Origin of the sequence: Brevibacterium sp. Mu109, assembly GCF_900169375.1 — a bacterium.
Lineage (GTDB): Bacteria > Actinomycetota > Actinomycetes > Actinomycetales > Brevibacteriaceae > Brevibacterium > Brevibacterium yomogidense_A.
The window spans coordinates 92,510-118,880 of record NZ_FXZF01000013.1 but is presented as its reverse complement, the minus strand read 5'-3'; the positions used below and the strand labels follow the sequence as shown (position 1 = coordinate 118,880).

At 68.8% G+C, this 26,371-nt stretch carries 26 protein-coding genes; 12 read left to right on the top strand and 14 right to left on the bottom strand.

The window, feature by feature from the left end; genetic code table 11:
- Positions 1-241: 241 nt before the first annotated feature.
- Entirely contained in the window at positions 242-373 is a 132-nt protein-coding gene (locus BSP109_RS09750; RefSeq protein ID WP_257944638.1) for a hypothetical protein, read from the bottom strand.
- A 232-nt stretch (positions 374-605) separates the two neighbouring features.
- Between BSP109_RS09750 and BSP109_RS09745 the strand changes: the two genes are divergently transcribed.
- On the top strand, positions 606-1,076 hold the full coding sequence (locus tag BSP109_RS09745; protein WP_101600298.1) for a DUF2087 domain-containing protein: 471 nt from the start codon (positions 606-608) through the stop codon (positions 1,074-1,076).
- Here the strand turns inward: BSP109_RS09745 and BSP109_RS09740 are convergent.
- From BSP109_RS09740 to BSP109_RS09720, 5 genes are all read right to left on the bottom strand, one after another.
- Positions 1,073-1,750 carry a methionine ABC transporter permease gene (locus BSP109_RS09740; RefSeq protein WP_101600296.1) on the bottom strand — a complete coding sequence of 226 codons (678 nt, stop codon included), beginning with the start codon at positions 1,748-1,750 and terminating at the stop codon, positions 1,073-1,075. The two genes, BSP109_RS09745 and BSP109_RS09740, sit on opposite strands and share 4 nt — an antisense overlap.
- Positions 1,747-2,772, bottom strand: a complete 1,026-nt coding sequence (locus tag BSP109_RS09735; RefSeq protein ID WP_101600294.1) for a methionine ABC transporter ATP-binding protein — start codon at positions 2,770-2,772, stop codon at positions 1,747-1,749. Before BSP109_RS09735 ends, BSP109_RS09740 begins: the two co-directional genes overlap by 4 nt.
- Positions 2,772-3,695, bottom strand: coding sequence for a MetQ/NlpA family ABC transporter substrate-binding protein (locus tag BSP109_RS09730; RefSeq protein ID WP_101600293.1), 924 nt, complete (start codon positions 3,693-3,695; stop codon positions 2,772-2,774). Before BSP109_RS09730 ends, BSP109_RS09735 begins: the two co-directional genes overlap by 1 nt.
- A gap of 266 nt (positions 3,696-3,961) precedes the next feature.
- Complete coding sequence (locus tag BSP109_RS09725) at positions 3,962-4,270, bottom strand: YrhK family protein (RefSeq protein ID WP_101600291.1); 309 nt, start codon at positions 4,268-4,270, stop codon at positions 3,962-3,964.
- A gap of 65 nt (positions 4,271-4,335) precedes the next feature.
- Positions 4,336-5,181: an SDR family NAD(P)-dependent oxidoreductase gene (locus BSP109_RS09720; RefSeq protein WP_101600289.1), complete on the bottom strand. Its 846-nt coding sequence runs from the start codon at positions 5,179-5,181 to the stop codon at positions 4,336-4,338.
- A gap of 168 nt (positions 5,182-5,349) precedes the next feature.
- Between BSP109_RS09720 and BSP109_RS09715 the strand changes: the two genes are divergently transcribed.
- Positions 5,350-5,772 carry an organic hydroperoxide resistance protein gene (locus tag BSP109_RS09715; RefSeq protein WP_087003441.1) on the top strand — a complete coding sequence of 141 codons (423 nt, stop codon included), beginning with the start codon at positions 5,350-5,352 and terminating at the stop codon, positions 5,770-5,772.
- A 111-nt stretch (positions 5,773-5,883) separates the two neighbouring features.
- Here the strand turns inward: BSP109_RS09715 and BSP109_RS09710 are convergent, their stop codons facing one another.
- Genes BSP109_RS09710 through BSP109_RS09695 form a run of 4 tightly spaced genes read right to left on the bottom strand, consistent with a single transcriptional unit; the run spans position 5,884 to position 11,904 of the window.
- Positions 5,884-7,980 carry an ABC transporter ATP-binding protein gene (locus tag BSP109_RS09710; protein ID WP_101600288.1) on the bottom strand — a complete coding sequence of 699 codons (2,097 nt, stop codon included), beginning with the start codon at positions 7,978-7,980 and terminating at the stop codon, positions 5,884-5,886.
- A complete protein-coding gene (locus tag BSP109_RS09705; RefSeq protein ID WP_087003431.1) occupies positions 7,977-8,864 on the bottom strand; it encodes an ABC transporter permease in 888 nt (295 codons plus the stop codon). Before BSP109_RS09705 ends, BSP109_RS09710 begins: the two co-directional genes overlap by 4 nt.
- Complete coding sequence (locus BSP109_RS09700) at positions 8,861-10,045, bottom strand: ABC transporter permease (protein ID WP_257944637.1); 1,185 nt, start codon at positions 10,043-10,045, stop codon at positions 8,861-8,863. The genes BSP109_RS09705 and BSP109_RS09700 overlap by 4 nt, the downstream gene beginning before the upstream one ends.
- A gap of 2 nt (positions 10,046-10,047) precedes the next feature.
- Positions 10,048-11,904, bottom strand: coding sequence for a TIGR04028 family ABC transporter substrate-binding protein (locus BSP109_RS09695; protein ID WP_257944636.1), 1,857 nt, complete (start codon positions 11,902-11,904; stop codon positions 10,048-10,050).
- A gap of 323 nt (positions 11,905-12,227) precedes the next feature.
- Between BSP109_RS09695 and BSP109_RS09690 the strand changes: the two genes are divergently transcribed.
- The 6 genes from BSP109_RS09690 to BSP109_RS09665 all read left to right on the top strand — a co-directional run bounded on the left by BSP109_RS09690 (position 12,228) and on the right by BSP109_RS09665 (position 16,542).
- A complete protein-coding gene (locus BSP109_RS09690; protein ID WP_101600286.1) occupies positions 12,228-12,719 on the top strand; it encodes a hypothetical protein in 492 nt (163 codons plus the stop codon).
- Positions 12,720-12,855: 136 nt separating this feature from the next.
- A complete protein-coding gene (locus BSP109_RS09685; RefSeq protein WP_146001116.1) occupies positions 12,856-13,308 on the top strand; it encodes a hypothetical protein in 453 nt (150 codons plus the stop codon).
- Between the two features lie 185 nt (positions 13,309-13,493).
- Entirely contained in the window at positions 13,494-14,885 is a 1,392-nt protein-coding gene (locus BSP109_RS09680) for a peptidoglycan recognition protein (RefSeq protein WP_101600283.1), read from the top strand.
- On the top strand, positions 14,851-15,096 hold the full coding sequence (locus tag BSP109_RS09675; protein ID WP_101600281.1) for a hypothetical protein: 246 nt from the start codon (positions 14,851-14,853) through the stop codon (positions 15,094-15,096). Before BSP109_RS09680 ends, BSP109_RS09675 begins: the two co-directional genes overlap by 35 nt.
- Positions 15,097-15,158: 62 nt before the next feature.
- On the top strand, positions 15,159-15,821 hold the full coding sequence (locus BSP109_RS09670) for a VOC family protein (protein WP_101600279.1): 663 nt from the start codon (positions 15,159-15,161) through the stop codon (positions 15,819-15,821).
- Position 15,822: 1 nt separating this feature from the next.
- A complete protein-coding gene (locus BSP109_RS09665; RefSeq protein WP_101600278.1) occupies positions 15,823-16,542 on the top strand; it encodes a VOC family protein in 720 nt (239 codons plus the stop codon).
- Between the two features lie 51 nt (positions 16,543-16,593).
- On the opposite strand, the gene BSP109_RS09660 is transcribed toward BSP109_RS09665, so the two are convergent.
- The gene (locus BSP109_RS09660; protein ID WP_101600276.1) at positions 16,594-16,914 is read right to left on the bottom strand and encodes a putative quinol monooxygenase; all 321 of its coding nucleotides are present in this window, start codon (positions 16,912-16,914) and stop codon (positions 16,594-16,596) included.
- Positions 16,915-17,177: 263 nt separating this feature from the next.
- On the opposite strand from BSP109_RS09660, the gene BSP109_RS09655 reads away from it, so the two are divergent.
- The 3 genes from BSP109_RS09655 to BSP109_RS09645 all read left to right on the top strand — a co-directional run bounded on the left by BSP109_RS09655 (position 17,178) and on the right by BSP109_RS09645 (position 19,982).
- The gene (locus tag BSP109_RS09655) at positions 17,178-18,374 is read left to right on the top strand and encodes a CaiB/BaiF CoA-transferase family protein (protein WP_180959684.1); all 1,197 of its coding nucleotides are present in this window, start codon (positions 17,178-17,180) and stop codon (positions 18,372-18,374) included.
- Entirely contained in the window at positions 18,371-19,273 is a 903-nt protein-coding gene (locus BSP109_RS09650) for a hydroxymethylglutaryl-CoA lyase (protein ID WP_101600273.1), read from the top strand. The genes BSP109_RS09655 and BSP109_RS09650 overlap by 4 nt, the downstream gene beginning before the upstream one ends.
- A 256-nt stretch (positions 19,274-19,529) precedes the next feature.
- Entirely contained in the window at positions 19,530-19,982 is a 453-nt protein-coding gene (locus BSP109_RS09645) for a DUF2871 domain-containing protein (RefSeq protein WP_087003372.1), read from the top strand.
- A gap of 62 nt (positions 19,983-20,044) precedes the next feature.
- On the opposite strand, the gene BSP109_RS09640 is transcribed toward BSP109_RS09645, so the two are convergent.
- The gene (locus BSP109_RS09640; RefSeq protein WP_101600271.1) at positions 20,045-20,743 is read right to left on the bottom strand and encodes a DNA alkylation repair protein; all 699 of its coding nucleotides are present in this window, start codon (positions 20,741-20,743) and stop codon (positions 20,045-20,047) included.
- Between the two features lie 186 nt (positions 20,744-20,929).
- Here BSP109_RS09640 and BSP109_RS09635 point away from each other — a divergent pair, with 186 nt between their 5' ends.
- Positions 20,930-22,837, top strand: a complete 1,908-nt coding sequence (locus BSP109_RS09635; protein ID WP_101600269.1) for a gamma-glutamyltransferase family protein — start codon at positions 20,930-20,932, stop codon at positions 22,835-22,837.
- Positions 22,838-22,960: 123 nt separating this feature from the next.
- Here the strand turns inward: BSP109_RS09635 and BSP109_RS09630 are convergent, their stop codons facing one another.
- Together BSP109_RS09630 and BSP109_RS09625 are read right to left on the bottom strand one after the other, a co-directional pair.
- Positions 22,961-24,589 carry a nuclease-related domain-containing DEAD/DEAH box helicase gene (locus tag BSP109_RS09630; RefSeq protein WP_087004235.1) on the bottom strand — a complete coding sequence of 543 codons (1,629 nt, stop codon included), beginning with the start codon at positions 24,587-24,589 and terminating at the stop codon, positions 22,961-22,963.
- Positions 24,590-24,712: 123 nt separating this feature from the next.
- Positions 24,713-26,161, bottom strand: a complete 1,449-nt coding sequence (locus BSP109_RS09625) for a lipase family protein (RefSeq protein ID WP_101600267.1) — start codon at positions 26,159-26,161, stop codon at positions 24,713-24,715.
- Between the last annotated feature and the right edge of the window lie 210 nt (positions 26,162-26,371).

Sequence of the window (26,371 nt, the reverse complement as noted above, 5' to 3'; positions counted from 1 at the left end):
GCCTGCCGGTCGGAGCTGGCAGCAGATCTTCGATCAACGACCACTGAGCATCAGTAAGCAGCTGGAATCTCGACATGCTTCCAGGCTCTCAGCCAGCGAACTACACCTTTGTCAGACACGCCCTAGGTGTCTTGGGTGCTGATTTGAAAACATCACAGGCGGACGGTGGGGAGCGCGATGATCGTCATGAACGGTCCTCGTGGGTCATATGCGGTCACGTGACCTCGGCCCGTGGCCCTGTTCAGTGATGTGCGAGGACTCGCTCGGTCGGCTGGAGCTTCTCGATCCCTTCGCGGAGGCGGGGGAGGAGGAGCTCGCCCCAGTCGTTGACGTCCCCCAGCTGGTCGAAGCCGCGGATGAGGAAGTTCTCCACCCCCAGGAGGACGGGACGATCGACGTGCCGCGTTGACAGGCACCAGTTCGTGGGCCATCATCAGGGCTGGCGCTGATCCGGCGCCCAGCTCGCGCACCCGGCCCCAGCCCGGGCGCTGAGGCGAAGGGGAGCAGATCCTCGGATCCGGGCACGGAGCCGTGCCGCACGGACCGCATGTGGACTCTCACGCGCCGTGCAGGCTGGGGATGCTTCAGGCGCGGGAAGACCGCACATGACCACGCACAGCGATTTCAAGAAGCTCGTCCGCGCCCGCATGGAGCGCACGGGTGAGAACTACACGACGGCGCTCGCCGCGCTGCACCTCGATCGGGATGCCGCACGGGGCCAGCACGAACGGCTCATCCGAGCTCACTTCGAAGACGGCCGCATCGAGAACGGGCGGCTGCTGCGCATCCCCACCCGCAGGCGTCAGCGCTTCGCCGTCATCCTCGAACTGCTGGCGCGGTTCGAGCCGGGGGAGACCTACACGGAGACCGAGGTCAACGCGATCCTCCGTGAGGCCCATGAGGACGTGGCGTACCTGCGGCGGGAACTCGTCGACTACCGCCTGCTGGAACGCGACGGCGTGGGTGCTTACTGGGTGACGACGACGATCCCCGTGCGCGATGTGAACGAAGCGCAGGAGACGGGGGACTGGGAACGCATCTGGCTTCCGGAGTTCCTTGGCGGGGCGCGGCTCTAGCGCCGGAGCACCTTCTTCGCGGTCCAGTTGCCCAGCATCTGCAACGACTGGACGAAGACGATGACGACTGCGACGGCGAGCCAGGTGACCTCCGGGCGGAATCGGTTGTAGCCCTCGACGATCGCGAAGTTGCCGATGCCGCCACCGCCGATGATCCCGGCCAGCGCGGACATGTCCGTGAGCGCGATGATCACGAATGTGTAGCCCAGGATCAGCGGTCCCAGAGCCTCGGGAAGCATCACCGTGATAACGATCCTCAGCCGTGTGGCACCCATGGCTCGCGCCGCCTCGATCACACCGGGGTCGATCGAGACCAGATTCTGCTCGACGATGCGTGCGATCGCGAACGTCGAGGCCCAGATCATCACGAAGACCACCGCGTCATTGCCGATTCCGCTCCCGATGACCGCGATGGTCAGCGGCTGCAGTGCGGCGATGAGGATGACGAACGGGATCGGCCGGATGAGGTTGACCACGAAATTCGCGAGCAGCCATACGGGTCTGTTCGCCAGGAGCCCGCCCTCACGGGTGGTGTAGAGGGTCAGACCGATCACCAGTCCGATGATGCCGCCGAACGCGAACGCCCATACGACCATGTAGATGGTGTCGCCGATCGCCTCGAGAAGGGCCGGGCCGATGTAGCCCCAGTCGAGATTCCGGTACGCGTCGATCATCCCTGCACCTCCTGGACCTGTCCGGCCTCCGCGAGCGCGGCGAGGAACCCCTCCACGGAGGTCTGCTGGCCGTTCACTGCGACCGTCAGCAGGCCGTAGGAGGCGTTCTTGGTGGTGTTCATGCCGCCGTGCACGATCTCGAAGGACACCCCGTGGGACGCGGCACTGCCCAGCACACTGCTCACGGCTGTGGAGTCCTGGAGGGAGACGGTCACCAGACGCCCCTCGGTTGTCTGGCGGATCCGCTGCACGTCCTCGGGGGTGGGGCGATCCTTGAGTGCGGCTCCCACGAACCCCGCCTCCCGGTTTTCACGCGGGTTGGAGAAGATGTCGTAGACCCGGCCCGTTTCGACGATCCGGCCGCGGTCCATCACAGCCACTCGGTCGGCGATCGATCGGATGACCTCCATCTCATGCGTGATCGCCAGGATGGTGATCCCCAGGTCCTCGTTCGCCCGTCGGAGCAGGCTGAGCACCTCGGCCGTGGTGCTGGGGTCCAGGGCGGAGGTGGACTCGTCGGCCAGCAGGATGTCCGGTTCCGCAGCGAGCGCTCGCGCGATGCCCACACGCTGCTTCTGCCCGCCGGAGAGCTCCTCCGGGTACTGCTCGGCCTTGTCGGACAGACCCACGAACTCGAGGAGCTCTTCGACGCGCTCTCGTCTCTTGGACCTGCTCCAACCGGAGACCTTCAGCGGGTAGGCCACATTCCCGACGACGTTGCGGGAATGGAAGAGATTGAACTGCTGGAAGACCATGCCGATGCGCGAGCGCACTGTGGGCAGCTTGGACTCGGGCATCGAGGAGATCTCGTGGCCCAGGACGCGGACCGATCCGGACGTGGGCCGCTCGAGTCCGTTGACCATCCGGATCAGCGTGGACTTCCCCGCGCCGGAGAAGCCGATGATCCCGTAGATCTCACCGCGGTCGACGTGCAGTGACACGTCGTCGACCGCGGTGACGGCCTTCTCGCCCCTGCCGAAGGTCCGGGTGACGTCCCGGAACTCGATGAGGGATTCCGGCATCACTCGCCCTCGGCCTCGGAGGAGTCCTGCAGGGACGCCTCGTACTCCTCCAGCGCCGAATCGACCCGATCGAGTTCTGCATCCACCGGGACTGAGGTGCCCTCAGACAGGTCAGCGGCGGATTCGAGAACGCGTTCGTCGTGGTACAGCGCCGCGATCTCCCGCAGTGCCTCGTCGTCACGGTCCTCGGCGCGGACGACGAAGCCGTTGACGTACGGGAACGCCTCGTCGTCGTTCGGGTCGTCCGAGAAGAGCGCAGTATTGGGATCGAGACCCGCGTCGGAGCTGAAGCTGTTGTTGATGACCGAACCTTCGACGGACTGCAGAGCGTTGACGGTCTGGGCCGCATCGACGGGCTGGACGGAGACCGTCGAAGCCTCTTCGTCGATATCCGCCGGACGCGGCTCAGAGACCTCGTTCTGCAGGGTGACGAGACCCGCGGCCACGAGCACATTGATGCCGCGTGCCTGGTTGATCTCGTCATTCGCGATCGCGACCTCGTCGCCGTCCTGGAACTCGTCCACGGAGCCGTAGGTCTCCGAGTAGATCGGCAGGGGCACGATCTCCGTGGTGCCGATCATCGTGAGGTCGTCGTCGTTGGCGACGTTGTAGTTGGCCAGGTATGCGATGTGCTGGAACCAGTTGGCGTCGAGGTCGCCGTTGCGCAGCGCAGGGTTGGGCTGGTTGTAGTCATCGAAGTTGATGATCTCCACGTCGTATCCGAGCTCGTCCTCGGCGAGCTGGGCCAGCAGACGGTTGGTCTCCTGCTCGGCGGTGACGCCGATGCGGATCACGTCGTCATCCGCCTCGGCGCCTCCTCCGAAGACGGAGCAGCCGGCAGTCAGCGAGAGTGCGGCGGCGGCCGAGACCGCAAGGGCGACGCGGCGCCGAAGGTGCGAGTTCTTCCGGGGCGATGTGTGCATGACGAAGTCTCCTTGTGCTGGCCGTGCCAGAGCAGGTGTGTGCGGCTGCTGAGTGGCAGCCCGGGCTGTCTGACGGACGTGCGCTCGGATGTGTGCGCAGGTCTGAATGATTCCGACGTGGGAAGACGATAGCCATCGAGGGATGGCTTCGCGGGGCGGTTGCCGCGATTCGTCACATTCCGGATCGTCAGTACCGTGGGCGGTCCTTTACCTCGCTCACGACCACGGACCCTCGGTCAGACAGCGTGCACAGAGGTGTGAGGAGCTCAGAAGTCGAGCGTGGCCTCCGACGGCCGCTGATCGGACATCCGCTGCAGATGGACGTGACGTGCCAATCGGATCACCGGACGCATGAGCATCTCCAGACTGCCGATCACGAAGAGGACGGTCCCCGCGAACTGGAGGGTCTCGGAGAAGAACAGGAAGCTGCCCACCAGGAACCACAGGCCGATGAGGACGTCGTTCGCGATGCTCAGCGCCTCGTAGCGCTTGCGGATGACGAGCTCCTCGTGGCCGAACCGGAGCACCAGGTCGTTCTTGCCCCGCTCCCCGCGAGGGTCAGTCGCGTCGGTCATCGTGTCCTCCTTCGCACTGCCGGCGCGGCTTCCGCAGCGCTGGCTCTGCCGATTGTGACTCCGGCTCAGTACCGCGGGCGCACCCAGACCTCGCTCACGAGCGCGTCCTCCGGCGCCTCGACCACGTGGCGCACGGTCTTCGCGACGGTGCTCGGATCCAGACGGACCTCCGCCGGCTGCACGGGGTAGTCGGTGGTCTCCTGTGCCATCGGCGTGTGCGTGGGACCCGGCGCCACCGTCGACACCCGCACGCCGTCCTCCGCCACCTGCTGACGCAGGCCATCGGCTACAGCCTGCAGCGCATGCTTCGACGCGGAGTACACCGTGTGGAACGGTACCGACGTCCGCGAAGCCCCGGACCCGATGAAGATCACGGTCCCCTTCACTGCGCGTACCCACGGCAGCAGCGTCTTGGAGATCTCCGCCGGCGCGATGACATTGGTCGCGAACGAATCTCGCCAGTCGTCTGGCGTCGCGTCCTCGACGGTCAGGCGCGGCGCCGTCGCGGCGCAGTGCACCAGAACGTCGACGCGGCCCAGCGGAGCGATCTCCTCGGCGAGGATCTCTGCGGCAGTCTCCGCATCGCCCAAATCCGCGAACACGGGGATGACCGATCCGCCGTTGCTGGGAGGTGCGGCGGCGTGGGCACTGGCGGCGGCCTCGGGCGCGGGGCCGGAGGCCTGCTCCACGATGCTCTGCAGCCTTTCCATGTTCCGGCCCACCGCCAGGACGATGTGGTCGCGGGCGAGGTCGAGCACGATCTGAGCCCCAATCCCGCTGGAACCACCGGTGACGACGGCGACGGGTGCAGACGACTTCGCCCGCCGGCTCGTGAGGTCGAGGACGTCGGCGTTCAGGTTGGACGGCACAGGGGCGAGCCCGCCGGAGCGGGTGAACGGAGAATGCGGCATGGGTCCCATTGTTCCGCAGGAAGATGCGAAGCCGCATGTGATGTGCGCGGTGGAACAGCGCCGCACCGGTGGACAGCGGTCGCGATGTGAGGAAGGGTCGAGAACAGGTCGCCGCATCACGGGGCACCTCGATCGACACCCGATTCTCACGATCGAAAAGGAGACGACATGAACACCCCGGAGAAGATCACATACACGGCCAAGGCAGAGGTCACCGGAGGCCGAGACGGCCACGGTGCCACCGATGACAAGAACCTCGACGTCGACCTCCGCGCGCCCCAGGAGATGGGCGGCCCGGGCGGTGCCACGAACCCGGAGCAGCTCTTCGCCGTGGGCTACGGCGCGTGCTTCCAGGGTGCGCTGGGTCTGGCCGGCAAGGAGCTGGGCGTCGACACGTCCGCATCCGTCGTCAACGCGGAAGTGGGCATCGGCAAGGAGGGCGAGAGCTTCGGCCTGAGCGTCAAGCTGTCCGTCAGCGTGCCGGGCGTCGACAAGGACCAGGCGCAGAAGCTCGTCGAACGCACCCACGAGCTGTGCCCGTACTCGAAGGCGACCCGCGGGAACATCCCGGTCGAGGTCGTCGCAGTCTGAGGCGCGTCTTCGCCCAGAGACGGGTGGAGGGTTCGACGGACGGGCGCGCACACCCGTCCCTCGAACCCTCCACCCGTCTCTCGTGAGGCGACTGTGGGGACCGCCCTCGCGTCAGATCGACAGTGCCTGCAGGTCGAGCACCTGGGTGTCGAGAGGCCGGGGGATCGCGGCGAGCAGCCGCTGCGTGTACGGGTCCTCCGGGTGGGCGAAGACCTGCTCGACCGGTCCCGTCTCCACCTGGCGGCCGCGCGACAGGACGGTGACGGTGTGCGCGACCTGCCGCACCACCGCGAGGTCGTGCGAGATGAACACGTACGTGAGCCCCAGCTCCTCCTGCAGCCGCTGGATGAGCTCGAGGATCTGCGACTGCACCGTCACGTCCAGCGCAGACACCGCCTCATCGAACACCACCAGCCGCGGCTCGATGACCAGCGCGCGTGCGATCGCGATGCGCTGGAGCTGACCACCGGACAGCTCGCGCGGACGCCGTGATGCGAGGCCCGGATCGAGTGCGACCCGCTCCATCGCCTGCGCGACACGGTCAGCGCGGTCCGCCTTCGACCCGATCCGGAAGTTCCGCAGCGGCTCCGCGATCGAGGCGCCGACCGAATGGACGGGGTCCAGCGCGCTCGCCGGGTTCTGATGCACCAGCTGGACCGTGCGGCGGAAGTCCCTGAGTTCCCGCTTGGACAGGCTCTCCGCCTCGTAGCGGCCCACGCGGATCGACCCGGACTGCGGTGTGCTGAAGCCCGCCAGGGCGCGACCGATCGTCGACTTGCCCGAACCGGATTCGCCGACCAGGCCCAGCGTCGTGCCCTCGGGAACAGTGAAGTCCACGTCCTCGATGCCGATGATCGCGGTGGCGTCGGGGCTGGACGGGGCAGTCGCGGTGCGGGGGTCCGCGGCGTCGTGCACCGCTGTGTTGTGCACCGCTGTGCCGGCCAGTGCGCCGGTGGTGGCGGCGTCTGCGGCGTCAGCGGTGTCCTCCTCCCGCGGCACTCGGGCGAACACCTGGGTGAGACCGCGGACCTCGACGAGGGGCGGGGCCGACCCGGACGGTTTCGGAGACGGCGAGCTCTCCTGAGCGAGTGAGAGCGCATCGGTCCGATCCGCCTCGGACGGGCCCGGGTCGTGCTCGTTCGGCGACGTGGGGGCGGGGGAGGCCTCCGCAGCCCGCACCGGCCCCACGGCGCCCACGAGCGTCTGCATCGAGGGTGCGTCGGCCAGCAGCCTGCGGGTGTAGGCGCTCTCCGGCCGGCCCAGCAGCCTGCGGGCGGGACCCCGCTCCTCGACGACACCGTCGCGCACGACGACCAGCTCATCTGCCCGCTCCGCCGCGACCGCCAGATCGTGGGTGATGAAGAGGATTCCGGTGCCGGCCTCGCGACGGAGTTCGTCGAGCAGGTCGAGGATCCGCTTCTGCACGGTGACGTCCAGCGCGGAGGTGGGCTCGTCGGCGATGAGCAGCTGCGGATCCAGCGATATCGCTGCGGCGATGAGCGCGCGCTGGCGCATCCCGCCGGACAGCTCGTGCGGGTACTGCTCCAGTCGCATCTGCGGCCGGTCGATCCCCACGCGATCCAGCAGCTCGAGGACACGCGCTCGCCGCTGCGCCGATCCGAGCCCGGTGTGCAGCCGCAGTGATTCCGCGACGTTCGCCCCCACCGTCTTCAGCGGGTTGAGCGAGGTGCCCGGATCCTGCGGGATGTATCCGATCCGCGCCCCGCGCACCTTCTGCCACTCGCGCGGCGACAGGGCGCGCAGGTCCAGCTCCGGGGCATCACCGTGAGCGCTCAGTCGGATCTCGCCGCTCGTGACCTGTGCGTTCGCGGCCAGCAGACCGATGACCGCGCCGGCCGTCGTCGACTTCCCGGACCCGGATTCGCCCACGACGGCCGTCATCGACCCGGCATGGACGTCCAGGTCGACGTCCCGGATCGCCGCTGACGGCTCACCCGATCGCGTCGTATAGGCCACGCCCAGTTCGCGGATGCTCAGGAGCGGTACAGCGCCTGCGTCGGCGGCCGCCTGCGCGAACGATTCCGGGTACTCGATGGAGTAGTCGATGCCGATGCGGCTCTGGTACTTCTCCGGCGTCCCGGTGCCGACCCCGCGGGACGCCGACTTCTGAGAGGCCGCCGCGCGGGATGCCGCGCGGGATGCCGCCCCGCGTCCGCTGTTCTCGCTGTTCGTGTTCTCGCTGCTCATTCCGCTGCCTTTCGCAGTGCGGTGCCCAGGCGGTGCGTCGACACGACGACGGCCATGACGATGAGGCCGGGCAGGACGGTCAGCCACCAGGCGGTGGCGACGAAGTTGCGACCCTCCGCGATGATGAGGCCCCATTCCGGTGTGGGCGCGGGCGCGCCGTAGCCCAGGAATCCCAGGGTGGAGATCTGCAGGATCGCGCTGCCCACCTGCAGGACCGCGAGCGCGAGCACGGCGGACACCGCGTTGGGCACCACGTGCCGCAGGAGGACGGACCAGTACGTGCCCCCGGACCCGTAGGCCGCCTGCACGTAGTCCGCCTGCATGATCGTGACCGCCTGCGACCGGGACAGCCGGGCGAACTGGGCGATCGCCGTGATCCCGACCGCGACCGCGACGTTCACGATGCCGAAGCCCAGCACGATGACGATCGTGAGGCTCAGGAGCAGGGCCGGGATGGACAGCAGGACGTCGACGATGCGCATGAGCACCTCGCCGACCCAGCCTCCGCGCGAGCCTGCGATCAGACCGATCGCGGAGCCCACGACCAGTCCGACGCCCACCGCGATGAGAGCTGCCAGCAACGACCGGGACGCTCCGTGGACCACGCGCGAGTACACGTCGCGGCCGATCTGGTCCGTGCCGAACCAGTGCTCGGCGGACGGCGCCAGCAGCGCGGCGGTGTCCCCGCCGTCGACGGGATCGTGGCCGGTGAAGAGGCCCGGGAACAGCGCCCAGATGATCGTGATCCCCAGGAGGACTGAGGCGATGATCGTGCCCGGGGTGAAGAACGTGCGCGCGGTGGAGCGGCTCGAGCCCTTCCGGCCGCGGGCCGGCGGCTGCGCGGCGGAGCGGGAATCGGCGCCCGCGAGTTCGACGGTGCTCATGACGAGGACTCCTCTGCGCTCTGTGTGCCGGATCCCCGCGCCGTGCGATCGAGTGAGTGCGATCCGGCCCCGGAACCAGAATTCTGGTCCGGGTTGTACTCACTCGACGAGGAAGAGGTGCCGGGGGTTCCGGAGGTGCCGTTGCCGGGGGCGCCAGCTGTGCCGGCACCCACCGCGCCCGAGGTGCCGGCTGGGCCGGCCGTGCTGCTCGCCAGGTGCTTCCGCGCCGCACGTCCGACCCGCCCTCGGTGGCGCAGGCGCGGATCGACGAGCGGGTAGAGCAGGTCGACGATCAGGTTGACCAGCACGAAGCCGATCGTCGCGATGACGACGATCGCCAGCAGCACCGGGTTGTCGCGGTTCGCGACCGCCTGGGCGGTGAGGCTGCCCAGTCCGTTGCGGCCGAACACCGTCTCCGTGACGACCGCACCGGCGACCAGCTCACCGAACAGCAGGCCCGCGATCGTGAGGGCCGGTAGCGTCGCGTTGCGGATGACGGTGTTCACCAGCAGCCAGCCCTCGGACGCGCCCTTCGCGCGGGACACGTGGACGAACGACTGGGTCCGGACATCGGCGACCGCCCGGATGAGCACCTGCGCCAGCGGCGCGGACAGCGGGATCGCCAGGGTGAGGGTCGGCAGGATGAGGGCCTCGACGGGCCCCGGGTCCACGACGTTCACCCACCCCAGCTGGAAGCTCAGCACCTGGATGATCACGATGCCCAGCCAGAACACCGGCACGGATACGAAGAGTGCGGGCGCGGAATCGACGACGTTCGCCAGCCACGCCGGCTTGCCGTAGGACGCTAGGACCGTGACGATCAGTGCCAGCAGGATCGCGGCGACGAAGCCGCACAGCGCGAGCACCGCGGTCGACGGCAGGGCCGCCGTGATGAGGGTGGACACCGCGGCGCCGGAGTTCACGGAGAAGCCGAAGTCGCCCTGCAGGAACCCCACGAGCGACTGCCAGTACTGGATGTACCAGGGAGCGTCGGCGCCGTAGGAGTCGCGGATGTCCGCCACCTGATCGGCGGACAGGCCGAGCGCAGGATTCGCGAAGCGGGCCAGCACGCCGTCGCCCGGCAGGATCATGAGCAGCAGCGCGGCGAGTGTGAAGGCGAGGAACAGGACGAGGACCGCCTGGCCCAGGCGGGACAGGACGTAGCGGAATGTGAGTGACATGATCAGGCCTCCCGGCTCTCGAGTGAGTGCGATCCGGCCCCGGCGCGAGATTCCTGGACCAGGTTGTACTCACTCGACGCGGTGGTGGAGTCGGCGTCAGCGGCCCGGTCGGGGTCGGCCAGCCAGACGGCGTAGAAGCGGGGGCGGCCCACCGGCTCCGTGCCGAAGCCCTGGACGGTCCGGCGGAAGCCGAACACCTGCGGCTCCTCGAAGAGCGGCACGACGAGGGCCTGGTCGATGAAGTGCTCCTGGAGCTCCGCGACGGCGGCCTCCCGGTCCTCCACGCGGGCGGATCCGGTGACTTTCGCAAGGATCCGCTCGACCTCCTCGTCGCCCCACTCGTCCGTCTCCGGATCGTGGTTGAGGAACGCATTGCGGTTGTTCACCGACCACTGGCTGGCGACGACGTCGTAGTCCGCGCGCGCCACCATCGAGTGGTAGATCTGCACGCGGTCCAGGTTGGCGGAGTCGATGGTCTGCTGCGCCTGGTCGCCCTCGTTGATCAGGAGTCGGGCGCCCACGCGGCGGAAGTCCTCCTGCACGAGGCTCTGGACCTCCCGCGACCGAGGCTGCGGCAGCGCGATATTCACCCGGACGCTCAGCTGGGTCCCGTCCTTCACGCGGTAGCCGCCGTCGGCGGGCCGCACCCAGCCGGCCTCGTCGAGGATCCGCTTAGCCTCCTCCGGATCGAACGCCCAGGCGCCGGGCGCCTCGACGTAGCCGGCGGCGTTCGTCGCCAGGATGCCCGTGGCGACGGGGTAGTTGTCGGTGAACAGCTTGCTCACGATGCGCTCGCGGTCGATCGCGGCGGTGAGCGCCCGGCGGACCTCGACGTCCGCGAGGATCGGATCGCGCTCGCGGAAGCTCATGCAGTTGTTGATGCCGTTCGTGGCCTGGGCGAAGAGCTGGATGTCCTTCTCCACGATGCGGGCCTCGTCCGGTGCCTGGACGTCGCGCACCCCGTCGGCCTGACCGGACACCAGCGCGCCGATCCGCACGGAGTACTCCGCGTTCACCAGGTAGTCGAGCCCATCCAGGTGCGCCCGGCCCTGGTGCTCGATGTGGGGCGGTGCCCAGTCGTAGTCCTCGCGGACGCGGACGGACAGGCGGGTGCCGACGACCTCCTCGGCGATGTAGAACGGGCCGGAGGTGGAGATCCCCGTCGCGCGTCCGGGGCCGAAGCCCTCCGAGTCCATGTCCAGCGTCGCATTCGACAGCAGCCCCGCGTTCATCGTCGACGTGGCCTGCGGGAAGCCGGGGGCCGGAGCGTCGAAGCGGAAGATGACCGTGCGATCGTCGACGACCTCGCTGCCTGAGTAGTTCGTGATCTGCTCGGAGATCGGCAGGCCGCGTGCGTTGTCGCCCAGACCGAACAGGTCGAAGTTCTTCGCGACGTTCGCCGCGTCCAGCGCTGATCCGTCGGAGTAGGTGACGCCGTCGCGGATGCGGAAGACGAACTCGGTGGCGTCGTCGTTGACCTCGGGCAGGTCCTCCGCGATCCACGGGTGCAGGTCGAGCGTCTCCTCGTCCTGGTAGAGCAGGCGGTCGGTGATGTTGTTGACGATGCCGCCGTTGGGGTAGAAGCCCGCCTGCGGAGGGAACAGCGTGGTCCAGGTCTGCGGCTCGAAGTAGCGCAGGACGCCGCCCTGAGCGGGGCGCTCGGGGATGGCGCCTGCGGTGGTGTCCGCGGGCGTGCACGCAGCGAGGGTGAGCAGGGCGCCGAGGCCCAGGCCGCCGCCCAGCAGCGCTCGCCGGGGGATGGTGCGCGGGTTGCGGGCGGCCTCGGCGGCGGGGTGCGCGCTGGCCGGCGCATGCAGGGCAGGGTTGGGTGCGGTCGATCGGGGGGTGTGTGGGGACACGGTGTTCTTTTCGTCTGAAGAGCGAGCGGGGAGGGCGTGAGAGCCGTCGGTGCGGCTCAGCTCAACAGGAGGAAGTGGTGATGACCATGTTGTCGATGTGCCGGCGGCGCCAGCACAGCAGGGAGTCGGGTCGTGTCATCACGTATGAGATTCAACCGCCGATCGCTTGAAGTGTCAACTGATATGTCGCCTGGTGGATCGCGCGGCGTGCGTTCCATGGAGGGGGCGGGAGGGGAGCGGCGACTTCCGCTGCGCCCATAGCCGTGTGCGCGGGAGACCGGTAAACTCAAGATACCTTGCACGCACCGCCCAAGGAGGCAGTGATGACGAAGACGCATGGAGAGCACGACCCGAACACCCGTGAGCAGCTCCACCGGAAGTCGGTGGAGAGCCGGGACCCCGACCGCAATCGCGCAAGTGCGATGCACCAGGACGCGGAGAGCGGTCTGTGCAGGGACGAGGAGTACCGGAATCCGGTCCCTGACCACAACCGCGAGCGGATCGCGGAGGCGGAGGGGAAGGTGCCGTCGGCGACGACGGAGAGCAGCGGCGTCGGACCGATCGACCGGCTGAACGAGGGGGCCCGCCAGGTGCTGGGCGACGCGGAAGTCGACTACGCCGCCGCAGAGCTCTACATGGAGCCCGACGATGGCGCGATCGACGCGGCCGGCAAAGCCCACGGTGACCGGATCACGCGCCAGGAGGACGGCTCGTACGTCGTGGAATCCGTCGAACCCAGTCCTGCCGATGACCAGGCCGACACGGAAGCCAGCGAAGCCCTGCGGAACCGTCCCGACAAGCCCGTGTGGATGTGAGGGAATCCGCCAGCGCACGGCGATGCGCTGGTATGAAGGAATGCGGGTATAGAGGAATGCAGTGCCGCATGACGGCATTGAACCGAGCCAGATGACACGCAAGCAGCAGATGGCACGCCCATCAGAGGAGGTCGACGTGGCTGACGAGGCACGCGAACGAAATGCGCAGGAACGCAGCGCGCAGGACCGCACGGGTACGGGCACCGGAGAGGCGTCCGATCACAACCGGCAGCGCATCGAGGAGGCGAACCAGAAGGTGTCATCCGGATACGGGGAATCGAGTGGCTCCAAGCCGGTCGACAAGGTGAACGAGGGTGCCCGGCAGGTTCTGGGTGACGCGGAGGTCGACTACTCGGCGGCCGAGATCTACATGGAGCCGGACGATGCTGTGCTCGACGCGGAGGGCAAGGCCCACGGCGACCGGATCGCCCGCAACCCGGACGGCACGCACGTCGTCGAATCGGTCGCACCCAGCCCGGCGGATGGTCCGGAGGGCGGCTGGGCGGACAAGCCGGTCGGACGGAAGGGCGACAGCGTGGGCGACCCCCAGAACGCTCCCGGCGCGATCAACCCGGAGAGCGGTCGCTGACGCCTCTCAGGGGCAGGTCCTTGGATTTGCGGACCGTGGCGCGCCGTGCGTGGCGACGACCCATCGGGCTCATGATGTGCCAGCATGATGAGTGGACAGACGCACCCCTGTGAGTTCAGGTGCGACGTGCGCGGACCATCCGCGCAGGTCGCGCTTCTTCTTCCCCACGAACAGAGGTTCTTGACATGCACGCGCGACCCCTTGTCGCCGCAGTCGCTGGTACGGCTGCGCTCTTCATACTCTCCACCGCCCATGGTGCTCCGTCGATCGCTGCGGTCGACGAAGCGCCCGAACTGACGGAATCCGAGCTCGCGGACGTCGATCAGGCGGGCCTGGAGCTCCCCGGCGCCCGAGCCTCGTCAGCCACGACCTTCGAGGCGAACGGTTCGAGCCTCACGGATCGAGTCTCCAACCTGCCCTCGCTGCTGCGCGCACCTGGCGCGCAGACCGCACCTGGTGCGCAGACTCAGGGCTCATCAGCCACGGCGACGAACATGTCCGGCGCCTACGGCTCCGTCTCGCAGACGACCGAGGACGGCATCACGATCGCCGGCCTCACGGACTCGATCGACATGCCGGACGACGGGCTGGGCATCGTCGGACTCGTGTACGACGAGCACTCCGACGTCCGGTTCGAGATCCGCACGAAGCAGGACGGTCAGTGGTCGAACTGGTCTGAGCTCCAGAGCGACGAAGGTGAAGAGGGCAGCCCCGGCACCGACCCCTACTACGTGGCCGGTGCGCAGAGCGCCCAGGTGCGGATCCTGGGCGACGGATGGGAGCCGGAGGGCACCCGCGTGCTCCTCGTCGACCCCGAACGTCGCGATTCCGACGCCGAGGCCGTGCAGGACAATGTGCCCGTCGCACCGCAGCAGCCGGCTGAGCAGCAGGAGTCGGACGACAGCCCAGGGCTCCTGGACGACGGTTCCGCGGGCACCGCTGCACGGCAGATGACGTACGTGCCGGGCGATGCCACCGCCGCGCAGCCCATGTCGGAATCGGTGAAGAAGACGGACAAGCCGAAGATCCGCAGCCGTGACGACTGGGGCGCCGACGAATCCATCGGCAGCACTGACCCGGCGATCGCCGACGAGGCGACGGCGGCAGTCGTCCACCACACCGCCGGGGCGAATGACTACGACGCCGAGGACGTGCCCGCGATCCTGCGCGGCATCCACACCTTCCACGTCGAGGGACAGGGCTGGGACGACGTCGGCTACAACATGTTCGCGGACAAGTACGGACGCCTCTGGGAGGGACGTGCAGGCGGACTGTCGAAGGCCGTCGTCGGAGCGCACGCCGGGGGCTACAACACCGGGACGTTCGGCATCTCCGTGCTGGGGACGTACGAGTCGAAGGCGCCACCGCAGAAGACCCTGGACGCGGTGAGTGGTGCGATCGCGTGGAAGCTTTCGCTCAGCGGCACCTCGGCGGACGCGAAGACGACCGTGGCGGGCGAGCGGATGCGCACCGTGATCGGCCACCGCGACGTGGGCACGACCAGTTGCCCGGGTGACGCGTTCTACTCCGCGCTGGGGGGACGTGCGCTCCACCGCCGTCGCGATGCAGGAGGGTGAGCGCAGCGTCGACGCGCAGGCCGACAAGGACAAGAAGAAGTCCGAGGACAAGAAGTCGGACAAGAAGAAGTCCGACGGTGAGTCCAAGGACAAGAAGGACAAGAAGGACAAGGACAAGAAGGACAAGGACGAGAAGTCTGGCGACAAGGGCTCCGACGACGGCCTCGGCGCCGGTGTCGAGCAGCTGTCGCCCGGGGTCGCGCAGGACTGACGTCCTGCCGCGGGAGGGCTGACCCACCTCCCATGTGCAGGCTGAGTCGATAGGGTCTGAACATGACGATCACACAGACTCTCGACCATCTCGTCTACGTCGTTCCCGACCTGGAGGCCGGAGTCGCGGACTTTGCCGAGGCCACCGGTGTGCAGCCCGTCTTCGGCGGTGCGCACGAGGGGCGCGGGACCGCCAACTATCTCGTGCGGCTGCAGCCGGCCGGTTGGGCGGAGGAGCCGCGTCCGCTCACCTACCTCGAGATCCTGGGGCCGGATCCGGAGCAGGACCTCGAGGAGGGCGCGGTGCGTCCGTTGGGCGTCGACGAGGTCGATGCCCCGCGGCTGCAGACGTGGGCGATCCACCCGGCCGGCTTCGACGCGGTCGTCGCCCGCGCGCAGCAGGAGGGCGTCGACTTCGGGGAGGTGCAGGACCTGTCGCGCCGCACTCCGGAGGGCGAGCTCCTGGAATGGCGCCTCACGGTGCGCGGCGCGCTGCCGTTCGGCGGACTGCAGCCGTTCCTCATCGACTGGGGCGACTCACCGCACCCGGCGTCGAAGGACATGCCCGTCCTCACCCTCGAGTCGCTCACCCTCACCCACTCGGACGCGACGGCGGTGCGGCCGCCGCTGGGCATCCTCGGCGCCGACGGCACAGATGTCGACCAGGGCACCGAAGTGGGCATGAGCGCACAGCTGGGCACCCCCAACGGCACTGTCACACTCTGAGATGGGGGCAGACCAGGCCTTCGTGGGCGAGGCTGTCGCAGGCGTGCCGCGCACGTTCGACCACCTCGTCGTCGCGGTGCCGGACCTCGCGGCGGGCGTCGCCGAGTTCGAGGAGCTGACCGGTGTCCGCTCGATCCCCGGCGGCAGCCATCCCGGCCGCGGCACGGCCAACCACCTCGTGCCGATGGTGCCCCGCGGATGGGGTGCTGACTCGCTGACGTACCTGGAGATCCTGGGGCCCGATCCGGAGCAGGACCCCGCGCTCGCCGCGCGCTCCCTGCCGGGGGTGACCGGGATCTGCGCCCAGCGGTGGGCGGTGCACCCGGACGATTTCGACGGCACGGTCGAGGCGGCGGACGCGGCAGGCGTCGACTACGGGAGCGTCTTCGACATGGCGCGCTCGACGCCGGACGGCGGCCGCCTCGAGTGGAGGCTCACCCGCCGGGCGCCGCTGGCGTACGGCGGTGCGCAGCCGTTCCTCATCGACTGGGGCACGTCCCCGCACCCGGGAGACACCCTGCGGGAGGGTGCCTCGGACGAGGTCGTCCTCGTGCTGGAGCGTCAGGAGTTCTTCGGACCGGACCCGGACGGTCTGGCCGGGGCGATCGACGGCCTGACAGGGGAACGGGTCAAGGCCGATCTCGCAATGGAATCTGGGTTCCGAGCGGTGCTCAGCGGTCCGCGCGGGGAGTTCGTCATCAGTTCACCCGGCCAGACCTGAGGCGTCCCCGCGGGGACGTTTCTGCCGCACGACGTCCCCGCGGGGACGAGATCAGTCGAGCTTCAGCTCGCCCATCTCCTCCCACCCGTTTCCGTCGACCTGACGGGAGATGATGCGCGGAGTCCTCGCGAGGTGCGGGCGGATCGACTCGAGGCCCGCCTTGAAGTGGTCGCTGCTGACGTGCGGGCCGGCACCCTCATCGGTGAAGCCCTCGACGAGTACGTACTCGTTGTCGTTCTCCAGGCTCTTGGACCAGTCGAAGAAGAGGTTGCCCTCTTCAGCCCGGGTGGCCTCGGTGAAGGCGCGGACTGCCTCCGGGAAGCCCTCGACGCTCTCCGGCTTGACCTCGAAACGAACGACGATGAAGTACACGGTTCCTCCTGCGGGATCGACTCACATGGTGTTCCGACCATCCTCTCACCGACTGCGTGTCACGGGTGCTCGGGATGCAGTGGGGAGTGCGGCGCGGACACGTGGTGGAGCAGCTGGTGGATGCGGTCGTCGATCAGACGAGCGCAGGCGGTCTCAGAACCGGGCAGCCCGCTTGTCCTGCCGCGGCGCGATGCAGGAGAGTATCCGTCACATGCGAAGCACGCGGATCGACACGTGATCACGGCTCTGAGGAGGGCGCACACATGCAGCACGGAACGACGGGCGGGCCGACTCCCCACGCTCTGGACGGAGTGCGTGTCGTCGAGCTCGGGACTCTGATCGCGGGGCCCTTCGCGGGCCGGATCATGGCGGACTTCGGGGCGACGGTCATCAAGGTCGAGAACCCGTCGAGCCCCGACCCCATGCGCACGTGGGGGCGCGTCCAGGGCGCGCGGCGCTCGCTGTGGTGGGCGGTCCAATCGCGGAACAAGACGAGCGTGGGCCTCGACCTGAAGTCGGAGGAGGGCAGCGCTCGCCTGCGCGAGCTGCTCGACGAGGCGGACGTGCTCATCGAGAACTTCCGGCCCGGCACGCTGGAGCGGCTGGGCTTCGGCCCGGACGAGCTGTGGAGGACGAACCCCGGCCTCGTGATCGCGCGGGTGTCGGGCTACGGCCAGACGGGCAGCAAGGCGCACAAGGCCGGGTACGCGGCAGTGGCCGAGGCCGCGAGCGGGCTCCGCCACATGAATGGGTACCCGGATCAGCCGCCTCCGCGCACCGGCATCTCCCTGGGCGATTCGGTCGCGTCGCTCTACGCCGTGCAGGGCGTCATGATGGCGCTCTACTGGCGGGATGCGGCCGGCGGCGGCACAGGACAGGTCGTCGACGTGTCGCTCGTCGAATCGTCGTTCTCCCTGCTCGAGGGAGCCACCGCGGAGTACGCCCACAGTCAGGTGGTGCCCGGCCCCAGCGGATCGCGGCTGAAGGGCATCGCGCCGTCGAACATCTACCAGAGCAGCGAGGGGAAGTGGGTCGTCATCGCGGCGAACCAGGACACGGTGTTCCGCAGGCTCGCGGGGGCGATGGGACGTCCCGAGTTCGCGGACGACCCCCGCTTCCGCGACCACTTCGCCCGAGGCGCCCACCAGGACGAGCTGGACGACCTCATCGCAGAATGGGCCGCCGCACGCGACGCGGATGAGATCGGCCGGATCCTCGAGGAGCACGGCGTGCCGACCTCGAAGGTCAACGACATCGCGGACGTCTTCGAGGATCCGCTGTTCCGCGAGCGCGACATGCTCGTCGAGGTGAGCGACGACGAGGACACCGTCACGCACCCCGGCATCGTCCCCCGCCTCACCCGGACGCCGGGCTCCATCCGCTGGAACGGGCCAGCAGAGGTGGGGCCCGCACGGGGAGGGCCTGCAGACGCTGGACAGACAGAGGAGAGCACATCATGAGCACTGCCATCGACATCATCGACGTCACCCCGCGCGACGGTCTGCAGATCGAGAAGCAGGTCGTGTCCACCGAGGACAAGGTCGAGCTCATCACCCGGCTCGCGGACGCCGGCGCCCGCCGGATCGAGGCCGTGAGCTTCGTCCACCCGCGCCGTGTCCCGACGATGGCCGATGCGGAAGCGGTGATGGATCGCGTCCCGGTGCGCGAGGACGTGTCCTACATCGGCCTGGCGCTCAACACCCGCGGGATCCTGCGCGCTCTGGAGACCTCCGTCGACGAGGTGAACTTCGTCCTCCCCATCACGGACGCCTTCGCCGAGGCGAACCAGGGCGGGTCGACCGGCAGCCTGCTGGCAGAGCTCGAGACCGCCCTGCCGGACCTCGAGGGATCGGGCAAGAAGCTCAGCGTGACGCTGGCCGTCGCGTTCGGCTGCCCGTACCAGGGCGAGGTGCCGATCGCCGACGTCGTGCGCATCGCGGGCACCCTGCTCGACGCTGCGCCGCTGGACGAGCTGGCGATCGCGGACACGATCGGCTGCGGCGTCCCGGGCCAGGCGCAGAACCTCTTCGAGCAGGTGGGGGCGCTGAGCGACGTGCCTCTGCGTGCCCACTTCCACGACACCCGGCGGACCGCGATCGCCAACGTGGCGGCGGCTCGTGCGGCTGGCGTGAGGCGTTTCGACAGCAGTGTGGCCGGTCTGGGCGGTTGCCCGTTCGCCCCCGGAGCCGCGGGCAATGTGGCGACGGAGGACCTCGTGTGGGCGCTCGAGCGTGACGGCTGCACGACGGGCATCGACCTGGAATCCGCCCTGGACACCGGCCGCTGGATCACGGGGATCCTGGGCAAGGAGCCGGGCTCCGGAATCGCAGCCGCAGGACCCTTCCCAGCCGGACGCTGACCAGACACCGGTCCCCGCTGCAGCTCCCGCCCTCACAGCTCCCGCCATACCTACCAACTTTCATCAGACCGCACAGGTAAGAAGGTGTGCGGTCTGATGAAAGGTTGTGGGTGGTGGTGAACAGGGTGGCGCTGACCGTGAGGACCATGTCCGTATCCATCGATCGGATGAGCGGAGAGTCAGCCTCCGCGCTGATGTGACGGGCCCGCGGAGACGGTGGAATGGAGACATCCCGATCACCTGATGAGGAGTCTCCATGAAGAAGATGTTCTACGCCGCATTCGCCTACCTGATCGCCGGTCTCCTCGCGGGCCTCTACTACCGCGAGCTCACGAAGGGCACCGCCTTCGAATCCGGAGGCGACACGCAGCTGAGCGTCGCTCACACCCACCTGCTGGTGCTCGGCTTCATCGTGATGCTGCTCGCACTGGTGCTCGACAAGGCGTTCGGCCTGTCGCGCTCACGCCTCTTCCCGTGGTTCTTCTGGCTCTACAACGCAGGCGTCGTCGTGACCACCGGCCTGCTGGTCTGGCACGGCACGCTCACGGTGCTCGGCGAGGAAGCGGGTGCGATGATCTCCGGCATCGCGGGCCTTGGCCATATCTTCCTCACCGCGGGCACGATCCTGCTGTTCCTCGCTCTTCGCCCCGGTGTCATGGCTGCGGCGAATGTGCGGACCGAGGAGGAGCGCGAACTGGTTGCTGCGTAAGCAAGGGCTGAGGGCCCTGCTGCGGCGTGAGGAAGACCTGTGGGAGGCGCGAGGGCGGAGGATCAGCCCCGCGCCTCCTGCCGTCGCACCATCTCTGCGATCCACTCCGGCGCGTACGGCGACGTGCAGTGCGGAGGAGTCGGATAGTCCTTGAGGACCTCGAGCCGCTCGCCGATCCGCACCGCGCGCTCGCGCTGGTCCGGGTGACTGATGCCGATCTGGGCGAGGCACGTGTTCATCGCCCACTGCAGGCGGTCCGGGGCGCTGGTCATCCGCTCTTCGATCTCATCGAGGAGTGCGGACAGGTCCAGGCCGTCCGGCTTCTTGGCGACGCGGTCTGCGGTGAGTGCCCACCCGGCTGTCTCGACGAGCGGATCGGCATCGGTGTGCCACATCCGGCGGAGCTCCTCAGCGTGCGCGCTCTTCTTCACGGCGTAGTTCACGCACCAGTCGTGGACCTTGGGAGTGCGGGCCTGCCGGATCATCGTGTCGAGCTCATCGCGATCGAACGCCTTGGGGCGGCACACCAGCAGGGCGAGCAGCCTCGCGGCGGTATCCCCGGTCGACCAGAGGTCCCGCGCGAGGTCGTGCTGGGTCTTCAGCCGCTTCGCGACGGCCCGGAGCTTCGTGAGGTTCACCGCGTGGTCGTCGCCACGGCGTGCATTGACCGCGAGGATGCGGGGGTCGGCGAGGTCGGAGAGCTCAGCCAGGACCTCGGTCGTGGTGGGTGTGTCTGCGGTGGACTGCTCAGTCCGGGTCATCGGGGCCCCTTTCGTCTGTTCTGAATCCTATGTCCGGACTCGTCGACGGTCCCGGTGACATCGCAGCTGGAGTGTGCGGCCTCGCAAGGGTCAGTAACGTATACACCGGCAGCCCCCTGGGATCTGCAGCTGAACCTGGCGCCGCAGAACCCGCCGCACGTGCTCCACCGCAGAAGGAGATCATCGATGACCGCTTTCGTCGCACCCGAAGAGTTCACGACCCGTCCGACCCTCGAGGGCACCTTCGGGATGTCCGCCTCGACCCACTGGATCGCAACGGCCACATCGCAGGCGGTGCTGGAGCGCGGGGGCAACGCCTTCGACGCGGCGACCGCGAGCGCGTTCGTACTGCACGTCGTCGAACCGCACCTCAACGGCCCCGCGGGTGACATGACCGGACTCTTCGCCACAGCCGAGGACCCGAGCACCCCCGTCGTCATGATGGGGCAGGGGGCGGCACCCGCAGGCGCGACGATCGAGCACTTCGCCTCCCTGGGCCTGGAGCTGGTGCCCGGCGCCGGCGCGCTCGCCGCTGCGATCCCCGCCGCCGTCGACGCGTGGCTGCTGCTCCTGCAGGAGCACGGTACGTGGGAGCTGGCCGATGTGCTGGACTTCGCGATCCACTACGCGGAAGCGGGCCACCCGGTCCTCGCGCGGACGGTCGGCCAGATCAAGGCGGTCAAGGGTCTCTTCGTGGAGCACTGGCCGACCAGCGCGGAACTCTGGATGCCGGACGGGCGAGTGCCGGAGCCCGGCGAGCTCATCCGCAACCCCGAGTACGCGCAGGTGCTGCGTGACCTCGTGGCGGCCGGCGGCGCGGACTCCACTCGGGAGGAGCGGATCGAGGCGGCACGGCACGAGTGGCGGACCGGTCGGGTCGCTCGCCTCGCTGCGGAGTTCATCCGCATGCCGCACCGCCATTCCGACGGCGGCGACTACGCGGGCGTCATGACGGAGGAGGACTTCGCCGGGTCGTCCGCACGGTTCGACGAGGCCGCGACGATCGAGTTCCGCGGGTACACGATCGCGAAGGTCGGTGCATGGAGCCAGGGTCCGATCCTCCTCGAGGCGCTGCGCATCCTCGACGGCTTCGACGACGAGCGCCTCGATCCCTCGACGGAGATCGGTGCGCACACCATCATCGAAGCGCTCAAGCTTGCGATGGCGGACCGCGACGTGCACTTCGGCGACAACGACCTCGACCTCGCAGACCTCCTGTCCGATGAGTACATCGCGCAGCGCCGTGCGCTCATCGGCGATACCGCGTCCGCGGAGTTCCGACCGGGGGCGCCGGGCGGACGCGAGGGCCACCTGCCGCCGCTGGTCACCGCGGAGGAGTTCGCGGCGAAGTTCGGCGGCGACACGACGGCGTCCGGCGGCGGGGAGCCCACGGTGCCCGGGGCCTCGGGCGGGGCTGCCTCCGTCGCGAAGGCGTTCGCCGGCGGCTCCGGCCACATGTTCGCCGTCACCGAGGCGGAGGCGGGTGCCGATGGCAGCGGCGCCGTCCGCGGGGACACGTGCCACATCGACGTCGTGGATCGGTGGGGGAACATGATCTCCGCGACGCCGTCCGGCGGCTGGCTGCAGTCGTCGCCGACGATCCCCGGCCTGGGCTTCAGCCTGGGCACTCGCCTGCAGATGACGTGGCTGGACGAGGCATCGGGCCAGCCGCTCACGCCGGGGCGCCGCCCGCGTACGACCCTGTCGCCCACCCTGATCCTCAAGGACGGCAGGCCCGTCATCGCGCTCGGCACTCCCGGCGGCGACCAGCAGGACCAGTGGCAGCTGGCGCTCGTCCTCCGGCTGCTGGTGGGCGGATACGAGCCGCAGCAGGCGATCGATGCGCCGGCGCTGCACACGACGGCGATGGCGGGGTCGTTCTGGCCGCGGACGTGGACGCCTGCCGGCGTGGTCGTCGAGGACCGACTGGGCGATGACGTCATCGCAGGGCTCGAAGCACGTGGCCACGTGGTCACGCGCGCGGGGGACTGGGCGCTGGGCCGACTGTCCGCCGTGACTCGCGATCCGGCGACCGGGCTCATGACGGCGGGAGCGAATCCGCGCGGTGCGCAGGGCTACGCGGTGGGTCGGTGACCACGGCGTCCGGTGATCGACGTCCGGTGATCGAGCCACCAGCTTTCATCAGACCGCATAGGAAAGAAGCTGTGCGGTCCGATGAAAGCTGGTAGGTCTGGAACTCCGTGACTGGAATTCCGGTCAGCCCTCGGCCCGCGCGTCCCGCCCCAGGTCCCTGATCCTCTCCAGGTCACCCACGACGACCAGCCGGGTCGTCGCGCGTGACATTCCGGTGTAGAGCATCTTCGGCGCGCGGGCGGCGTCGCGGATCCCGTTGACGCTGAGGACGACGGCCGGTCGCTCGAGCCCCTTGAAGCCCAGGACGTGACCGTAGAACACGTCCTCCTCCGCGAAGCACTGCTCCCAGTAGTCGTCCCAGCCGTACTCGTCGACGTGCTCCTTGTGCACGGGGTGGCGCCGGCCGGTCGTGAGCAGCGCGATGTCGCCCGGATTCCACCCCTCGTCCATGAGGCGCTCCACGACCTCATCTGCGGTGGCGACAGCGTCGTCTGCGGGGGACTCGATCCATTCGACGTCGAACGCCGGGTCGTTGCGCACGATCGCCTGGTCGGTGGACAGGTGACCCAGCACCTCCGCGATCTGCGCGGAGTTCCGCAGGTTCTCGTCCAGCTGGAACGGGCTCATGGTGATCGGAGCGGTGCCGTCGCGGGGGAACAGGCGCTGCTGCTCGTCCGTGAACGCGTAGAGGGTGTCCTTCACCTGATTGCGCAGCACCGACTGGACCGCCTCCCACCACAGCGAGGAGAAGTCCTGGGCCTCGTCGATGACGATCGCATCGAAGAGCTCACGGCGAGGGCGATCATCGGCGAGTGACTTCAGCTCCCGCGGCAGCCGCTCCTCCCAGAAGTCGGAGTCGTCGTCCGCGCCGGGTTCCGCGCCCCACGCGAAGGCGAGGTCGTGGAAGAGGCCGGTGTACGCCGGCCGCTCCTCCTCCGGCCACTGCGCCACCGCCAGCTGCAGGTAGCGCCCGAGGCCGCGCGAGTAGCACATGAGCGCCACCTTCCTGCCCTCCCGGACGAGCGCCCTGGCCTTCATGAGCGCCAGGTGCGTCTTGCCGGTGCCCGCCCCGCCGCTGATCTGAGCGCGCTGCTGGTGACGGAGGATGCGCAGAAGCTTCTCCTGCTCCACCGTCATCGCGTTCCCGCTGTCCTCGATCTGCCGGGCCCACAGGCGCACGTTCTCCAGTGCCTGGTGGGTGCGCCGCAGGATGCGCAGCGTGGGTTCCAGCGGGACGAACGGGTCGTCGCGGTCCGGGTCGTGCGCCCGCCGGAGGAGACCTGCGATCCGGTCCGCCAGACGGGGGAGGTCCTCGCCGTCCAGCAGTTTCTCCCGCGGCGCATCGGGCACGTCCCAGTCGTCCGGGAGGATCGTGTAGGGGAGCACCGCGGAATCCACGAGCGGAGTCAGCACGACGGACAGCCGCTTCTGCAGGTACCTGTAGAGGGTGTGCTTGCCGACCATCGCCTGTTCGAGGGGTGAGCGCCGCAGCGTGCTGCTGCGGCCCCCGCCGTCCGTGTGCCAGCGACCGTCGGTGATGCCGACCCTGCCGCCCTTCACCTCCAGGACTGCGGCGCCCAACCCCGGCCACAGCACGAGGAGGTCCAGTTCGATGTCGTCGCGGTCGTCGGTCAGGCGCTGGCCGTGCAGCAGGACGGCGCTGTCCGGCAGCTGCTCGACGAGCGCGTCCCAGACCGCCTTCTCAGCGCGGGACTCTGCGAAGTCCGGGTCTTCCGGAATGCACACGGGCATGTGCTCAGCGTAGCGGCCGAACACCGGTTCCGAGGTCGCTCACGCTCGGACCGCTCACGCGCGAGCTGCTCACGCTCGGATCGCGGAGGACCCGAGCGTGAGCAGACTCAGACGGGTTCCCGCTCATAGCCTCCAGCAGCTGTTCAGCGGCCTCTTGCCGTCGAACGTCCGCGCGGTGAAGATCTCCACGCGCGGCAGTGCGCCGATGTAGCCGCCGATGTGCGTGGGCGCGATGTTGTCCTCGAACGCGACGTCCGCGCCGTCACGGCACCAGGTCGCCGCCAAGCCACGGCCCATCTCGAAGGGCACGACGTCGTCGAGGCGGCTGTGGTTGACCAGCACCGGCACATCCGGGGTGGGGCCGTCGCCCAGCTTCTGCTCGCGCAGGACCTCCGCGAACCGCTCGTCGCCCACGAGTTCGGCGAAGGACCGTCCGTCCTTCGTCAGCTCCGTCGTGTCTGAGAACGCATTGGAGAGCAGCGCGGCGATCGTGCACTGGCCGGACGTCCGCTCGACCGTCTCGAGGCCCTCCTCGTTCAGGAGTTCGGACAGGTCCACCTCTGCCTGCTCCGCGAAGGACGACAGGCCCAGGACCAGCAGGCCGGTCTGCATGGCGGAGACGCCGGTGACCACTTCCTCCAGGTCAGTGGGAACCGCTCCGGCGGAGGCGGAGACGATGTTGAGCTCCGGCGCCCACTCATCGGCGATCTCCAGCGCAGCGGTGGTCGTGTGCCCGCCCTGCGAGTAGCCACGCAGCTGCAGCCGGCTCTCCTCGTCGATGCCGCCTCCCTCGACCTGCTGCGCCGCGCGCGCCGCGTCGAGCACCGAGCGGCCCTCCTCGGTGCTGTTGAGGTAGCTGTGGGGGCCCTCGGTCCCCAGTCCCACGTAATCGGCGATCACCACGGAGTGCCCCGCGGCCAGAGCCGATGCCACGGAGATGCCCTCGTACTCCGTGCCCATGCCCAGCTGACGGCTGGGAGCGCACGAGTCGTCGATGCCCTGGGTGCCCGGAGCGTGGACGACCACGTTCTCCGCATGCTCGCCGACCTTGTCCGAGGGCGTGAGGAGGGTGGCCGTCGCCGCACGGGCCTCGCCGTGCTCGTCGGTCGTGCGATACATGAACGTCGTCGTCTCCGCATCGTGGCGGATGAGCTTGACCGGGTCGAGGTAGAAGGAGGCGGACTTCTGCTTGATGAGTGCGCCGTCCTCCTCGGGCAGCTGCGCGGGGGACGCGTAGAAGTCCTCTGCGGATCCGTCCTCGGGGAGGTCCTCGAGCGCCGCGGCGTACTCGATGTCCGCTGACGTGATCTCATCGCTCTCGTCGACGACGTCGCGGGCCTCGTCGAGGCTCACGCTCTTCGGCACCTCGTCCGCGGAGAGGGCGGACGAGTCCTCGGCCTGACGGTCCTCGACGAACTGCTTGGCCTCCGCATCGGTCGCGGGGATGGCGTTGACGGCCTGCGCGGGGCCCGCGGTCGTGGCGAATGCCAGGACGAGGCCGGTGAAGGCGGCCGCGCCGGCGGCAGTCGCCCTGCTCAGATGCCGGGTGCGCGTGGTGGAGGGAGTTCTCATTGCTCTGTGTTCCTGTTCTGTCGGTCGTCTCGTCAGTGAGAGTGAGCGCACAGGGTGGTGTCGCGGAGTGGTCGGACGAGGGTGTCGTCATCGCGCGTCCTCGGGAGATGAAGTGGCCTGGTGGGCCGACTCCGTGAACCCTACTCGACAGTAGTACCTGCCGGTAACCTGTCGGGGCCCACTGCGTATCGCTGCGGTGCGTGCACGGGC